Annotated in this window: 16 protein-coding genes and 1 other annotated feature; all 16 genes read right to left on the bottom strand. The window is 36.9% G+C overall.

The genetic code is table 11. From position 1 onward, the window contains the following. Positions 1–139 precede the first annotated feature (139 nt). The 16 genes from pheA to minC all read right to left on the bottom strand — a co-directional run bounded on the left by pheA (position 140) and on the right by minC (position 15,870). Positions 140–991 (bottom strand): prephenate dehydratase, encoded by an 852-nt coding sequence (gene pheA / locus AC1DIT_RS22205; RefSeq protein WP_016116472.1) that lies wholly within the window; start codon positions 989–991, stop codon positions 140–142. 96 nt (positions 992–1,087) lie between these two features. Beyond that, complete coding sequence (locus AC1DIT_RS22200) at positions 1,088–3,001, bottom strand: ABC transporter permease (RefSeq protein WP_016116473.1); 1,914 nt, start codon at positions 2,999–3,001, stop codon at positions 1,088–1,090. Between the two features lie 49 nt (positions 3,002–3,050). Beyond that, a complete protein-coding gene (locus AC1DIT_RS22195) occupies positions 3,051–4,964 on the bottom strand; it encodes an ABC transporter permease (RefSeq protein WP_016116474.1) in 1,914 nt (637 codons plus the stop codon). Continuing rightward, positions 4,939–5,715, bottom strand: coding sequence for an ABC transporter ATP-binding protein (locus AC1DIT_RS22190; RefSeq protein ID WP_476998404.1), 777 nt, complete (start codon positions 5,713–5,715; stop codon positions 4,939–4,941). Before AC1DIT_RS22190 ends, AC1DIT_RS22195 begins: the two co-directional genes overlap by 26 nt. Before the next feature lie 94 nt (positions 5,716–5,809). Further along, positions 5,810–6,892 (bottom strand): HAMP domain-containing histidine kinase, encoded by a 1,083-nt coding sequence (locus tag AC1DIT_RS22185; protein WP_016116476.1) that lies wholly within the window; start codon positions 6,890–6,892, stop codon positions 5,810–5,812. Further along, on the bottom strand, positions 6,882–7,589 hold the full coding sequence (locus tag AC1DIT_RS22180) for a response regulator transcription factor (RefSeq protein ID WP_016116477.1): 708 nt from the start codon (positions 7,587–7,589) through the stop codon (positions 6,882–6,884). The genes AC1DIT_RS22185 and AC1DIT_RS22180 overlap by 11 nt, the downstream gene beginning before the upstream one ends. Before the next feature lie 498 nt (positions 7,590–8,087). Next, complete coding sequence (obgE, locus tag AC1DIT_RS22175) at positions 8,088–9,374, bottom strand: GTPase ObgE (RefSeq protein ID WP_003200852.1); 1,287 nt, start codon at positions 9,372–9,374, stop codon at positions 8,088–8,090. Then, entirely contained in the window at positions 9,374–9,922 is a 549-nt protein-coding gene (locus AC1DIT_RS22170; protein ID WP_016116478.1) for a sporulation initiation phosphotransferase B, read from the bottom strand. Before AC1DIT_RS22170 ends, obgE begins: the two co-directional genes overlap by 1 nt. A 64-nt stretch (positions 9,923–9,986) precedes the next feature. Beyond that, positions 9,987–10,277, bottom strand: a complete 291-nt coding sequence (gene rpmA / locus AC1DIT_RS22165) for a 50S ribosomal protein L27 (RefSeq protein WP_000944957.1) — start codon at positions 10,275–10,277, stop codon at positions 9,987–9,989. Positions 10,278–10,280: 3 nt separating this feature from the next. After that, positions 10,281–10,625 carry a ribosomal-processing cysteine protease Prp gene (locus AC1DIT_RS22160; protein ID WP_016116479.1) on the bottom strand — a complete coding sequence of 115 codons (345 nt, stop codon included), beginning with the start codon at positions 10,623–10,625 and terminating at the stop codon, positions 10,281–10,283. 11 nt (positions 10,626–10,636) lie between these two features. After that, a complete protein-coding gene (gene rplU, locus AC1DIT_RS22155) occupies positions 10,637–10,945 on the bottom strand; it encodes a 50S ribosomal protein L21 (RefSeq protein ID WP_003200848.1) in 309 nt (102 codons plus the stop codon). A 14-nt stretch (positions 10,946–10,959) separates the two neighbouring features. Continuing rightward, positions 10,960–11,037: a sequence feature (ribosomal protein L21 leader region), on the bottom strand. Between the two features lie 73 nt (positions 11,038–11,110). Beyond that, positions 11,111–12,502: an Rne/Rng family ribonuclease gene (locus tag AC1DIT_RS22150; RefSeq protein WP_016116480.1), complete on the bottom strand. Its 1,392-nt coding sequence runs from the start codon at positions 12,500–12,502 to the stop codon at positions 11,111–11,113. Positions 12,503–12,569: 67 nt separating this feature from the next. Further along, entirely contained in the window at positions 12,570–13,430 is an 861-nt protein-coding gene (locus AC1DIT_RS22145) for a M50 family metallopeptidase (protein ID WP_016116481.1), read from the bottom strand. Next, positions 13,423–14,166, bottom strand: coding sequence for a M23 family metallopeptidase (locus tag AC1DIT_RS22140; protein WP_016116482.1), 744 nt, complete (start codon positions 14,164–14,166; stop codon positions 13,423–13,425). The genes AC1DIT_RS22145 and AC1DIT_RS22140 overlap by 8 nt, the downstream gene beginning before the upstream one ends. A gap of 211 nt (positions 14,167–14,377) precedes the next feature. After that, positions 14,378–15,181 carry a septum site-determining protein MinD gene (minD, locus tag AC1DIT_RS22135; protein ID WP_016116483.1) on the bottom strand — a complete coding sequence of 268 codons (804 nt, stop codon included), beginning with the start codon at positions 15,179–15,181 and terminating at the stop codon, positions 14,378–14,380. Between the two features lie 2 nt (positions 15,182–15,183). Continuing rightward, the gene (gene minC, locus AC1DIT_RS22130) at positions 15,184–15,870 is read right to left on the bottom strand and encodes a septum site-determining protein MinC (RefSeq protein ID WP_003200837.1); all 687 of its coding nucleotides are present in this window, start codon (positions 15,868–15,870) and stop codon (positions 15,184–15,186) included. Positions 15,871–15,964: the final 94 nt, after the last annotated feature.

Here is a 15,964-nt window from a genome sequence, read left to right as displayed (position 1 = left end):
CATTACTACAATTGTGTGCGAATTCAAGAAAAATTAAACCACCTATCCCCTAAAGAATATAGGGAACAGATGGTTTAGGTGTTTTGATATGTGTCCCGTTTTCGGGGTTCACTTCATATGCAATGAGGTTTATTTTTGTTTACAACCAATAAGACGAATAACTCCCCAGCACCGTCACAGAAAAACCAAGTGCCTCAAGCTCCATTGTTACTCCTGGCAACAACACATCATCATATGTCTTATCCACATCAATTAAGAAAAAGTAATTACCAAGTCCCGTTTTCATTGGACGAGATTCGATTTTCGATAAATTTAATTTTCTCCATGCGAAAGCTGATAATACTTGATAAAGTGCTCCTGCATAATCAGCAGGTAACGTTATCATAAGTGTCGTTTTCTCCCCGCGGTTCTCACCGTTTTTCGGTAGTAGTGCCCGCTGTTTTTTATGTAACACGAGGAAACGTGTATGGTTATTTTTATGCGTATGAATATTACGCTGCACAATTGCTAAATCATACTTCTCTGCTGCCGCTTCATTTGCAATTGCAGCGATCCTTTCTTCCGGATGTTCTTTCACATATTGCGCCGCTGCACTTGTGGAAGTCATATCCCGAACCGTTACACCTTTTAATTCTTCATTTAAAAACCTATGACATTGCGCAATCGCATGCGGGTGAGAATGAACTGCATATACTTCTTTCCACACCTCTTCATAATCTGGATGCACAAGTAAATGTTGCTGAATAGGCACTGTAATTTCTCCTACAATGAAGAGCGGCTGCTCATGCACAAGGTAATCAACAGTAATATTAACAGAACCTTCAATCGCATTCTCTAACGGTACAACTGCAAAGTCTACATTTCCATTTGCTGCAGCATCCATGCAATCAGGAATCGTGCGATACGGCACATGCTCTGCCTCCGGAAAAAAACGACTCACCGCCATATTTGTAAATGTTGCTTCTGGTCCTAAATAGCCAACTCGAATCATCGTCTTTTCCCCTCTTTTTCGTTTTCTTACTGTTATACCATGAATATTTTTATTTTTCTATGTGAATTTTGAATATTTTAAAAAGACTAGCGTTTGCTAGTCTATATGTTTCATATATTCTTTTTGAGCGAAGAAGAAATAGATAGCTGTTGCTACACAATATATACCGATGATCTTTATACTTGTAAATAACACATTCATTTCCATTAAATTACTCAATGCATAGAAAGCAAATATACTATGCACTATACCGACCACAATAGGAATAAAAAATAAACTCCCCATTTGCCGTCTAACAATCCGATTTATTTCCCCTTTCTCCATCCCTATTTTCATTAAAGACTGATACTCTTTACGATCCTGCTCAATATCTGAAAACCATTTAAAATATGTCATACTGCAAGTTGCTAGGAAAAAGAGAATACTAATAAATGATCCGATAAATAATAACACTGCTCCCCCTTCCTTAAATTGGATATATATACTGATCTTATTTCTCATCGAAGAAGAATAATCTGGAGACACTTTTCCCCTTACTTCTAACGCGAATTTTTTTTGCCCCTGCCAATTTGGAATATTATAACCATAATATACATATTTTTCACGATTAGGAATGACACTTTCCCATTGTTTAAACTGTTCATCTCGTACAACTAATAATTGATTATGGTGCCCAGCGCCATCTCCATTAAAAACCATATCTGATTTAGATTCATGCAATTTAATTTGATATGGTACTCCTAACATTTGAAAATAGAATATTTCCTTGTTATACACATCCTGACCATCAAAAGCCATTGGGTTTATAAATGTGCCATAACCTTTTTTATTGTTTACCATGCTTTTTCCTTGCTTCTTTGCTTCTTTGTTATAATCCGTTTGTGAAATAACAGTAATCGGAAACAGACGTCCGTCATGTGTTGTAATAAACTTTCCTGGTAATCCGATAAACTGTACTTTCTCTACATTTTCATAACCATATTTTTCAAATAGTGCTAAGAGCTCATCGGGAGAAATCACCTCATGAGATTCTATTCCTTTTTCTGTATAGGAAATTTCATGAGGAAATGAAAACATAGCGCTTTTGGGAAGGTCAGAAAAATATGCATATGCAGTTCCTGTTGCTGTAATAACTGTTGCTGTCAAAATAGAAATAGAAAATAAAAACTTCGCATGATCTTTCAATTTATGCTCAAGGCTGCGAAGCACAAATAGATTTGGATATGTATAATAGATATTCTTCTGTTTTTGAAGTCCTTTCAAAACAAACAAACTGCCTTGAGTAAATAAAAAATAAGTTCCTATAATTACAGTACTAAGGATTGGATAAAAATAGAGAAATAACTCTCCTAGCGTTACCTTTACCGCAAGGGTATATCCACATAAAAGTAAAATAACCCCTAAACCAAATCGCCATTTCCCAACTTTAAAAACTCTACGTCCTTTCCTCTTATCCAATAATAAATCAACAATTTCTAACCTCCGCACATTCCACAAACCAAATAATGCTAAAGAAAAAAACATAATTGAATATACAACAACGGTAATCAAGAATGGTTTTATTTGAAAGATGAAATAAATCCTATTCTCTAAATCTAAGAGTACACTTAATGTCATTAAAAATAAATTTGAAAATAACATCCCAATCCCAATCCCAATACAAGTTGATACCAAGCCCACTACAGCCTGTTCTAAGAATAGTAGAATTGAGATTCTAGCATTTGTAGATCCCATTAATTTAAGCAATCCTAATTCTTTCTTTCTCGCATCAAGAAAAGTAGCATTAGAACTGAACATATACAGTGCCGAGAACATAAGAATAAGATAACTACACCCTTGTAAACCTGATCGAATTCCAATGTGGACATTACTGTGTGCAACTTCCGGATGATGAACAAAAGATGTATACATATAAAAAACTGCTACAGAAAAAGAGCTACTTAATAGAAGTGCTTTATAACTCCGCCAATTCCCCCTTATATTTTGTATCGCTAGCTGCCTGACATTCATCTGCATTCCCCCTGTAACCTGTTACACACGTAAAAAGCTAGAGGTTTCCCTAGCTTTTTACGTGTTTTAAATATCCTCTTTGTGCAATCATAAAGTAAATTGCCGAAGCTATAATATATGCTCCAATAACAATCGCACCTGATTTCCATAAATCTAAATAAAGCATTTTTCCTAATGTATGAAGAGCAAATCCGCTATGCAATGTACCAATAAGAATTGGAATAAAGAAAATGACTCCCATTTGGCGAATAGCAATTTTATGAATTTCTTTATCTGTCATACCGATTCTCTTTAATGACTTAAATTGAATACGATCTTGTTCTTTATCATTAAACCATTTAAAGTATGTCATGCTGCAAGCAAAGAAGAAAAATAGTACTGCTACAAAGAAACCGATGAACATTGTAATTGCCCCTTGCTCCTTTATTGCTTTATAAGTAAGAACTGAATTATGGAAATTCTGTTGTTGTTCTTGTGCAATTTCTTTTTTCAAGTCTACTACAAGATTCTCTGTTCCTTTCCAGTCTTCAATATAATATCCGTAATATTTTGTCTTTTCTTCATCTGATACAACCTTTGCATATTTCACAAAGTCTTGATCATTAACAATAAGGTACCCTTCATCGTTAAAAACAGACTGTGAAATTGGATCATTTAGCTTAATAGACTGTTTTTGTTCGTTCAGCGTGAACTCAAATGGTTTTGTACGATCTAACTTCACAAAGTCATTCATCATATCAATTAAAACCATCGTTGCGCTTCCTGGTGCATTATGAACTTCCTCTTTCTTTTGCTTACGTGCTTCTGCATTATATTCTTTTTCTGAGATAATACCTAAAGGCATCTCATGATTGCCATTCAACCGCTCTATTTTCTGTGTTGCTGGAAGTTTTACATATGTTACTTTTCGTGCATCTTCAAACCCATGATTTTTCAATAACTCTTGCATTTTCTCTTCACTAATGATGTTATGTGTATTTACTCCCTTCTCCTCATATGAAATAGCATGCGGCGTACTAGCTACTGTTTTATAACTCATATCTTCAAAGAATACATACAGTGTACCAACCGCGGAAGAAACAACAGCTGTAATAATAGATATAACAAAGAGAAAACGAGCATTATCTTTCATTTTATAAATAAGATTACTAAGTACAAACATATTTGGATATGTATAAAAAGATTTTTTTCGTTTTTGTAACACCTTTAATACAACAGTGCTACCTTGTGTAAATAGTAAGTACGTTCCTCCAATTGTCAGTCCTACAATCGGTAAAAATAGCATAATGAAATTCATAAGCGTAACTTGGAAACAAAGTACATACGCGACAATAATACATAATATCCCGACTACACATAGCCATGTAAATGCGAAAGGCTCTACTTTTTGTTTTCTTGCTTCTCTTAATAAGTCAATAATTTGCAAACGACCGACCGCCCAAAGACCGAATAATGATAGGATGAAAAAGAGAACGAAGTATACACTAGCTGTAATCAGAACTGCTTTTCCATTCCATACAAGTGGAAGTGTTTTATCTATACCAAGTAATACACTTAAAGCTTGAAAGAAGAGCTTTGAACAAAGCATACCAAGAGCAATCCCTACTACAATTGCGATTACACCTAAAATCATTTGCTCTAGTATAAGCATACGACCAAGCTGCGCTTTTGTTCCACCTATTAATGTTAATAAACCAAACTCCTTTTTTCTCGCTCGTAAAAACGTTGAGTTAGCATATAAAATAAATAGTGCTGAAAAGATGACAATGATATAGTTCATTGATTCTAGCCCTTTTGTAACCATCGTCTTCATGCTAATGTTTCCGCCCACTACATCTGGATGATAAATGAAGGAAGCGTACATGAAAAATACTAAGATTGATAAACAACTACTAATAAGAAAAGCTTTATAATTACGCCAATTTCCTTTTACATTATTAAGCGCGAGCTGGCGAAAGTTCATGATATTCYCCCCCTAGCATCGCAAGTACGTCTAAAATTTCTTGGAAAAAGGCTTGCTTYGTTYTTCCTTTATGWATTTCTGAGAAAATTTCTCCATCGCGTATAAAGAGAATACGTTCGCAATAACTAGCTGCTACTGGATCATGTGTTACCATGGCAATTGTTACTTTTTTCTGTTCATGTAAATCTTGCAGTGCGCCCATTAAAGATTTCGCAGACTTAGAATCTAAATTCCCAGTTGGCTCATCTGCTAAAATTAATGTCGGTTCATGAATAATTGCTCGTGCAGCTGCCGCACGTTGTTGTTGTCCACCCGATACTTCATATACTTTTTTATTTAAAATCCCTTCGATATTTAAAAACTTCGCAATTTCAAGTACTTTCGTATCAATTTCTTTTACAGGGCGCTTCGCCATAACTAATGGCAAAATAATATTTTCTTTAATCGATAACGTATCAAGTAAGTTAAAGTCTTGGAAGATGAACCCTAAATGTGTACGGCGAAATTCCGCTAGTTTTGCAGCACGCATTTGACTAATCTCTTCACCATTCACATAAACATGGCCTGAAGTTTGCTTATCAATTGTTGCTAATAAATTTAGAAGTGTTGTTTTCCCACTTCCTGAAGGACCCATAATACCTACAAATTCGCCTTCTTCAATTTTAAAATTTATATCGTGTAAAGCAGTCGTTGCCACTGATCCTTTTGATTGATACACTTTCGTTAAACCTTTTACTTCAAGAACACTCATTTCTAAATCCCCCTATGTGCTTTCTTCTTACATTTACTATAAGAAAAATGAGAAAAAGAAACGAGTGATTTTCCTTACAAAACCGTTTGTTATCTTACAATTTTGTCATTTTTCTCATTAATGCATGATATTCTTCATCTTTTGCAAATTGGAATGTAAATGTTGTACTTTCTCCTTCGGTTGATTGCACGTAAATTCCGTGATGAAGATTATCACAAATTTCCTTTGTAATATATAATCCCATTCCTGTTGCTTCTCTTGTTTTTCTTCCATTTGTTCCTGTAAAAAATGGTTCAAAAACTCGTTTGATGTCTTGCTTTGGAATACCGATTCCAGTATCACAAATATGTAATAGAACTGTCTGTTCCTTCTCCTCTATTTGAAACTGAATTTCTTTCTTATCCACTTGCGAGATTTTTGTGTATTTAATTGCATTCATAACAATTTGATTGATTGCAATACTAATCCATTTTCGATCGGAAGCGATCGTACACGTTTCTTCTTCAAACATTACTTTCGGATATACAGAAGATTGAATGAAAGATTTTCGATTTTGGTTAATAACCTCTCGAACAACCTCTAGTACATTTACTACCTCCACTTTGTAATCTTTTGCAAACTGTTCTAACCTTGCCATATGTAACGCTAAATCTAAACCATGTAAAATACGATTATTTTCTTCGCGAATACTTTCAACCGTTTCTCTTGCTTCGCGATGCGCTTTACCAAATTTCTGCAACAGTAATTCAATCACTGAAACTGGTGTTTTCATTTGGTGAATCCATTGGTTCATAAAGATCATTTGCTGTTGATCTTTCGCATGCTGCTGGTGAACCTCATTCATATATTGCTGTCTAAGTAAAATGAATGCTTCTACAATCATYTCTTGTTCAGCCGTATAGGAAGCATCAATTAATAAAGAGTCATGTAACGTATGTCCTCCAGCAATGTATTGTTCGATTCTGTTTAAAAACACGCTGCGTTTTCGATAATCATAAATGAGGTATACGATAAACACGACGGTTGCTAATAAAAGCCCATACAACCACGTACTCCAGTCAAGCGACCGCTTTTCTAAAAGCGCCTGTAATTGTAATACAAGCCCAAATAGGCAAATGCTCACAAAATATGAAACAATTAAAGGAAAACGATCAATGAGGTAACCCTTAAGCTTCATGCCCATCTCCCCACTCTGTAAGAAGTGCGTAACCGTATCCCCGCTTTGTTACGATTGCATTTACAATCCCAAGCTCCTCTAGCTTCTTTCGGACACGCTTTACGTTCACTGTTAATGTATTATCATCAACGAATGCTACTTCATCCCATAATGCCTCTAAGAGTTCCTCACGCGTTACATATTGATTTGCCTGCTTCATTAAGCACTCTAATAAATAAAATTCATTTTTTGTGAGCTCTATTTGTTGCCCTTGCCACTCAACTGTATGTTGTGATGGAAATAGCAGCAATCCACTCACACCAAAGCAATCGCTTTCTGCCGATGAAGCATACTCACCGTATCCACGACGCAAGGCGCTTTTTACTTTCGCCATAACAATATCTAAATGGAATGGCTTTGCAATATAATCGTCACCACCGTTTTCAATTGCCATGACCTGATCCATTTCCCCTGTTCGAGCAGATACAAAAATAATCGGTGCATTAGACACAGTTCGAATTTGACGACACCAGTAAAAACCATCAAAGTACGGCAGGTTAATATCGAGTAAAACAAGATGGGGATTCACCTTCACAAACTCGTCTTTTATATGGCGTAAATCTGTCACTCGAAATGATTGATAGCCATACTTCTCTAAATGTTCTTCTAATATCCCAGCAATCTTTTCGTCATCTTCTACAATTAATATTTTATACATATACTCCCTCTCCCCTTGTTTCTTACTACAGAGTGACTATTTTTTCATTCTTCTGAATTTAAAAATGAATATCTATTTTGATTTTCCAACGTATAAGTCATGGCTATGAAAAACAAAAGATGACCTCTACTTGCTTTCTCCTTTTGTTTTAACTTGGCATGGGGCAGAAAAAGGATCTGACCGCTTCTATGCATTCTCTCCCACCTAAAGATTAGGCTTTCTATCGGTTTTTCAATCTGTATTTCTATCGTTTTGACTTCCAACGTACAAATTGCGGCCTTGAAAACAAGAGGAAATCCCCACTCTTTTTCTCCCTCTGTTCTCCCTCTGTTCTCACATGGCATGGGACTCAAAAAGGCACCGACCGTTTCTACGCCCGACCAGATCCTCTCTCCCACCTAAAAATTAAGCTTTCTATCGGTTTTCCAATCTGTATTTCTATAGCTTTATTTACACTCCTTTCTCCATTATAAAAAAGACTGCCGTATTTTGGCAGTCTTAATCGATAAATTCGAATTGATATTCAAGAATTTTTACAATGTCACCATCTTTTGCACCGCGTGCACGAAGAGCTTCATCAATACCCATTCCGCGCATTTGACGAGCGAAACGACGTACAGATTCATCACGTGAGAAGTCTGTCATCTTGAATGTTTTCTCAATATCATAACCAGAAATGACAAATGTACCGTCACTTTCGCGTGTAATTTCAAACTTAGATCCTTCAGATTCAAATTTGTACATTACACTTGCTTCAGATTCGTCTACAACATCATGTACTGGGAATTCTGGTGTTGTTTCCACTAAGTTTGCTACTTCAAATAATAGATCACGAACACCTTGTTTTGTTACGGCAGAGATTGGGAAGATTTGAACTTCGTCTCCTACTTTCTCTTTAAATGCTTGTAAGTTTTCCTCTGCATCTGGCATATCCATTTTGTTTGCAACAACAACTTGTGGACGCTCTGTTAAACGCAGATTGTACTCTTTTAATTCAGCATTGATTGTAACATAATCCTCATATGGATCACGGCCTTCTAAACCAGACATATCAATCACATGCACGATAACACGTGTACGTTCGATATGACGTAAGAATTGGTGTCCAAGTCCAACGCCCGCATGTGCTCCTTCGATTAATCCAGGAAGGTCAGCCATAACGAAGCTGCGGTTATCACCAGTTTCAACAACACCAAGGTTTGGAACGATTGTTGTAAAGTGATATTCTGCAATTTTCGGACGTGCTGATGATACAACGGATAATAATGTTGATTTACCTACGCTTGGGAATCCAACAAGTCCAACATCCGCTAATACTTTTAATTCTAAGATTACATCACGTTCCTGACCTGGTTCCCCGTTCTCAGCGATTTCTGGTGCTGGGTTCGTCGGTGTTGCAAAACGTGAGTTACCACGGCCACCACGACCGCCTCTTGCAATAACAGCTGATTGCTCATGCGTTACTAAATCCGCAAGAATTTGACCAGTTTCTTCATCTTTTACAACTGTTCCTGGTGGAACCTTTACGATTAAATCGTCAGCTTTACGGCCATGTTGCCCTTTGCTCATCCCGTGTTGACCGCGATCAGCTTTGAAATGACGTTGGTAGCGGAAGTCCATTAATGTACGTAAGCCTTCGTCAACAACGAAAACAACATCTGCACCTTTACCTCCATCGCCACCTGCTGGGCCACCCTTTGGAACATACTTCTCACGACGATACGCAACCATTCCGTTTCCACCGTCGCCGCCTTTTACATATATCTTGACCTGATCTACAAACATTATTTCACCACACTTTTTTCGATTGGTTGTAATATAACCGAGATTTCATCATCTCGCACTGTATAAGAAATGAAATACCATTCATTGTTTTGGTTTGTAAGCCACGTTTGTAGTTCTTCTACATTCGTTAGCTTGCCACGAAAATCAAAAAAGAAACGAGCATTCTCCGCGTCACATTCAATTGTGATACAAACATAATTTTCAACATAAACGTCTAAACTATGCTGAAGCATTGAGAAAAATTCATTCGTCCACGTACACACTTCTTCATCGTAATGAGATAAGTTATGTAATTTCCCTAATACTTCGTACTCCAATAAGCACGGCTGCTGTTTCCAATTATATGTTAAAATCCATTCTGAAAATAAAGGCATCGATAGCCCCATCAGATTGGATTCTTGTCTCGCTTCTTGGACAAAACGATCGATGAGCCCATGAATCTCTTCCACTCTTCCAAGGGAGAGGTTTCCTTTAATCATCTGCATACGATTGAGCCAATCATGCCTAGAATGGCGCAACGCATCTATAATTGTCCATTTTTTATTCATCCAGATACCCCTTAATATAGAAAAACTCTAACCTGCACTCAGGTTAGAGTTTTCCGTGAGTTTCTTATGCTTCTTGAGCAACAGGATATACGCTCACTTGTTTGCGGTCACGGCCAAGACGCTCGAAGCGTACTACGCCGTCAACTTTCGCGTATAAAGTGTCATCGCCACCACGACCAACGTTAACACCTGGATAAATTTTTGTACCGCGTTGACGGTAAAGAATTGAACCACCTGAAACCGTTTGACCATCTGCGCGTTTAGCACCAAGACGTTTTGACTGAGAGTCACGACCGTTCTTTGTACTACCTACACCTTTCTTAGATGCGAAAAACTGAAGATCTAATCTTAACATACGTTACACCTCCTGCATTTTTTCTATTAAACGGATATACTTTCCGTAATCAAGTTCAATCGTCTTAAGCGAAACAACTAATCCTTCTAAAAGCGTTTGAGCTTTCTCTGCTGTATGAGCATCTAAATCATTAGGCAACTCATACGTTAAGAATCCACCATTACTTCCGAGTTCAATAGTTGCTTGCACATTACAAAGTACTTCCACTGCATTTATAGATCCAAACACGACCGCAGTTGTTGCAGCACAGACAAGGTCTTGTCCATGTGGCGCATAATCGGCATGTCCAGTCATTTTAAATGATTGGATACTTCCTAATTTCGTGCGACTTATCGTAATTTTAATCATCTTAACCAGAATTAAGCGTTGATTGCTTCAATCACTAGCTTAGTGTAAGGTTGACGATGACCTTGTTTCTTACGATTGTTCTTTTTCGCTTTGTATTTGAAAACGATGATTTTCTTAGCGCGACCTTGTTTTTCAACTTTCGCAGTAACTGTTGCACCTTCTACAACTGGGCTACCAACTTTCACGTTTTCGCCACCAACGAAAAGAACTTTGTCAAAAGTAACAGTTTCACCAGCTTCAGCATCTAATTTTTCAATGTAGATTTCTTGACCAGCTTCAACTTTAATTTGTTTTCCACCTGTTTCGATAATTGCGTACATACTTGCACCTCCTCATAATTACTAAGACTCGCCAAAACGAGGTAGACATAGAATGCCTTTTTGGAACCTGTCTTGCGCGGTTGTAGCATATAGCAGTTTAGGTGCTATAAACTATAACATAAAGATGTTATCACGAAACGTTGACTATTGTCAATAAATGTTCTGCTAACTATTTTTACGTAGCATCATTTCTTGCCTCGTTCCAAATCGAATAATTGCATATTTCTCAGCTTCTTCATCTGTGAAATAAACTTGGAACGGTATATTTTTTTGCAATTCTTTTTGTAAAAATATTTTTTGTACTTCTTTTGAAGCTGCAATTAATACCGCCTCGTCCTCCGAACTACTATATGTAACAAGTTCTCTTTCTAGCTCGTATGCAATTGATTCATGAGACATTACATATCCTGTCGCCTGGCACGCTGAGCAATCGTCTAATAATACATCACGGAGCGAGTGTTTTTTTCGCTTACGTGTCATTTCTAAGATACCGAGCTCTGTAAATCTAAGAACACGTGTATATGTACGATCCCTTTGTAATGAAGAAATGAGTCTCTCTCTTACTTTTTCTTTATTTTCTTGTTTTTCCATATTAATGAAGTCAATTAAAATCATACCACCAATATCACGCAGTCTTAATTGACGAGCAATTTCTTCCGCAGCTATTTCATTCGTCCGTAATACCGTATCTTGCAAATTCTGCTTTCCAGTAAATTTACCGGTGTTCACATCAATTACCGTCATTGTCTCCATTTGCTCAATAATTAAATAAGAACCGTTTGATAACCACACTATTTTTTGCAGTGCTTTTTCAATCTCACGCTCCACACCATAGTGAATGAACATAGAAGTTGTTTCATTGTAAAACGAAACCTTTTCTTTTCCTACTTTATCTTGCAATTCCGGTACTATACTGCGTGTATCTACAATTACTTTTTCAATTGTTTCAATCGGATTTTCTTTAAATACACGATCTAAAAAGGTTGCTGGACGATGGAGTAATAACGGTGCCTTTCCATGCTCTTCTTTTCTTTTTAATTCTTTATACAGATCTTGAAAATATTGCATTTCAATCTGCACTTCATCAATTGCACCTTTGTCACAAGCTGAACGGAAAATATACCCTCCGATTCCCTCTATTTGAATTTCAAGCAACTGTTGCCGTTTTTTATTATTTTTTATTTTCCGGGAAACAGCGCGCATTTCATCATAAGGCATATAAACGACATATTTCCCGGTAAATTCTACATTCGCTGTTAATTTTGGCCCTTTTGTATCAATCGCTTCTTTTACCACTTGCACAAGCAATGCTTGTCCTTCGTGCACTCGATATGATGATGGAACATCATCATATGAAAGATAGGCATGTTTTTCTAAACCGATATTTACAAACGCTGCATTCATCCCAGCAATCGTTCGTACGACACGTCCCACATAAATATGCCCAACAATCTCTTGCTCTTGATTTCGTTGCCATAAAAGCTCAACAATCTTTTGTTTTTCTTCTACAGCAACCCGTTTTTCCGAACCAGTATAGTTGATGTATAACGTCTTCAAAATACTTTCCTCACTTTTTCATTTTCTTTTCCTCTTACAATATAAAAGGTTAGTGTCCTCGTCAACACTAACCGATTAACTCTTCCACAGATGAAGTTGTTCGTTTTTCGGTAAAATAAGCATAAAGCAATTCGTTTTCGTCTAATGTATAATGCTCTTTATATTTACCATGAACGATAATCGAGTGCTTATACCCTCTCCGAAACTTTGTGAAAATCGTGTATAATTGATCCTCAGTTCGCACTTCAATTGGAGCAATCTTTTCAATATCTCGCTTGTTTCCATAATAACGTTCTAGTAAAAAACGCATAAACGCATAGCGCCGTTGCTTCCATTCTTGATATAAAGAAATAGCTAAAAATAGAAGCAGCACCCACATCATAATACTATTACTATTCCAAAACAGTTGCCACCCTAATATTACACTAAAAAAAACACATGATATTTTCATCATTTTCTCATGCGCTTGTAAATAAGGAAATTGATGTGATAAAACATTAAACAATACTTTCCCACCATCTAGTGGCCAAATTGGTAGTAAATTAAACCCTAGAATCATTAAATTGTTCCATACAAAAAAATGATAAAGTTCCTCACTAAACCATCCTGCCCTAGCCAAAACATACGCTAGCCCAATCATCCATACATGTTGAATAGGTCCTGCTATTACAACGATTAATTCTTCCTTTAACGGCTTATTCCCATGTTCCTCAAGCTCCGCCACCCCGCCAAACGGCAAAAGTTGTATTTGCTTGATTCTCCATTTATAATGAGCAGCTGCGAAGGCGTGCCCAAGTTCATGAATCAAAACGATAAAAAATAAAAGTAGTAATTCTTTAAAACGCGCCGTAAAAATCCCAATAGCTATAATTCCCCAAAACAGTGGATGCACTGTAATTTTTGACAATACTTCACTATATTTATTCAAATGAAATCACCTGAATCGGATCGATAAATTTTTCATTCTTTTTAATTGCAAAATAGAACTTGCCATTCTTGTTATCCGCATTGGTCCCAACTGTTCCAACCTTTTGTTTCTTTTCAACATAATCATATAATTTTACAGATGTCTCACCTAAATTTCCATACCATGATTCCGTACCATCTGCATGCTGGATCTCAACTATATTCCCAAACCCCTCTTTCTTACCAGCGAAAATAACAACCCCTTCATTTACCGATTCAACAGTTGCATTCGCAGCTGTTTGTACAAATACACCTTGGCCATCTTTTTGAAAACTTTGCATAACTTTCCCTGAAGCCGGAACTGCATAATCTTTTTGCTGTATGCCTTGCTTCTTTTCATTTGCAGGTAGAAAAGCGAGCGGTTTTCCAAATTGATTTTCGTACCATTTGGATACAGTAGCAAACTGAAATTCCTCTTGCATAACTTGTTTTACAACCGTTCTTGCTCCATCAAAAGAAGCTGGTGCATTTTTAAATAAAATGGCTACCGAGAGAACGAGAATCGCCGCTAATAAAAATTTAAATAAAAATACTTCCTTTCGAAAAAGAGGGTGCACCTCTTTTTCACCTTCTTCAATGAACATCGTTTCTCCATCAAAGTTTCCTTCAGAAAAATACTGTTCTTCCTCGAGCCTCTCTTGTTCTTCTTTTCTCTTTGCAATCCGTTTTTTAATCTCTTCTACACGTCTATTCTTCATCCTGTCCCCTTCCTTTTGCCACCTCTTCTTGCAAGAGAGGCAAGTAAAGTGAAACTATCTTCCCTACTGATTATTTCCCCCGCAAATAGCAGGGGAAATAAAAGTTCTCTATTTTCCAAACTTTATACAGTTTGTACATATGTATGAACCCTAAGAGGAAGATATTCATGAGAATAAAAAAGAAAGCACCTCGCATACATGCGAAGTGCTTTTAACGAATTCCAAAGAAATTTTTCATCTTTGTAAAAACAGATACTTTTTCTTGCCCAAACGCTTGTAAAGGGATAGATTCACCTAGCAAACGTCTTGCAATATTCCGATAAGCTAATGATGCTTTTCCATTCGGCTGCAATGCTACAGGTTCACCTGTATTTGTAGCACGAATAACTTCATCATCATCCTCGACAACTCCGAGCAACTCAATCGAAAGTGTACGTACAATTTCATCTACATCTAGCATATCTTGCTCATGTAGCATATGGCTACGCACACGGTTAATAACAAGTTTTGGTGGTTCGATATCTTCTTTTTCTAAAAGCCCAATAATACGGTCTGCATCACGCATAGAAGATACTTCAGGCGTCGTTACAACAATCGCTTTGTCCGCACCTGCCACCGCGTTTTTGAATCCCTGCTCAATACCAGCAGGACAATCAATTAATATGTAATCATAATCATAATCTTGACGTAATAGTTGTATTAACTCATCCATTTGTTCAGGTGTTACCGCTGACTTATCGCTCGTTTGTGCTGCAGGTAATAAATAAAGTTCATCAAAGCGCTTATCTTTTATAAGAGCCTGAGGTAAACGACAACGACCTTCGACGACATCAACAAGATCAAATACAATACGATTTTCTAGCCCCATTACTACGTCTAAGTTTCTTAGACCAATATCCGTATCAATTAAACATACTTTTTTCCCGGATAATGCTAAGGCTGTACCAATGTTTGCAGACGTTGTAGTCTTTCCTACCCCGCCTTTTCCAGATGTAATTACTATTGCCTCTCCCACAGCTATACAATTCCCCTTTCTAACTTTGTTAAATTAGGTCTAAGATGAGTGAGAAGTTGCAGGCGATCGACAACAATGTGATTGTTCTCATCAATATACGCACATTCYGCCGCCTCTGCTCCGTCTTCTTTCTCTTCCGGAGCCCGCATTGTCACATCACTAATTCGRAGTTGCATWGGRTTCATAACAGATGCTGCAATGACAGCATCTGTATCCCCATAATATCCAGCATGCGCAATTCCTCGTAATGATCCAACGACAAAAATATTTCCCCCAGCGATAACCGTTCCGCCTGGATTGACATCTCCAATTAACAATAGATTTCCTTTTACATGCAATACTTGACCTGAGCGAACAATTTTGGAAACAGGGACAATTTCTGTTTCTTCTTTCCACGCTATTGCTTCAGCTTTTGTTATGACATCACTCTCAATGGAATCCACAACAAGATTTTTTTTATTACGAATCAAAGTGCGAATTTCTTCTTGCTGTACATCTGTCAAATAGCGATTGCCGACTTTAACATGTACTTCAATTAATGAACGTCCATCACCATCGTAATAGTGAGTGGAAAGCTTTTCGTCCAGTTCTTGCAGTAATTCAGAGAATGAACAGCAATCATCTAAATGTAATGTCAGTCCATCTTTCGTCCCTTTTATCGTTATATTCTGTTGCTTTTTTTCTTCCACTAAAGTTCACCCCAACGATTCAATTCGACATAAAATTAGAAAATCCTTTTTTCTTTTTCTTCCATCGCTTTTGAAAGACGCACAAGATATCGTC

Source organism: Bacillus sp. 05T22 (assembly GCF_056396765.1).
The sequence above is the reverse complement of the archived record's forward strand: the minus strand, read 5'-3'. Positions and strand labels throughout refer to the sequence as shown.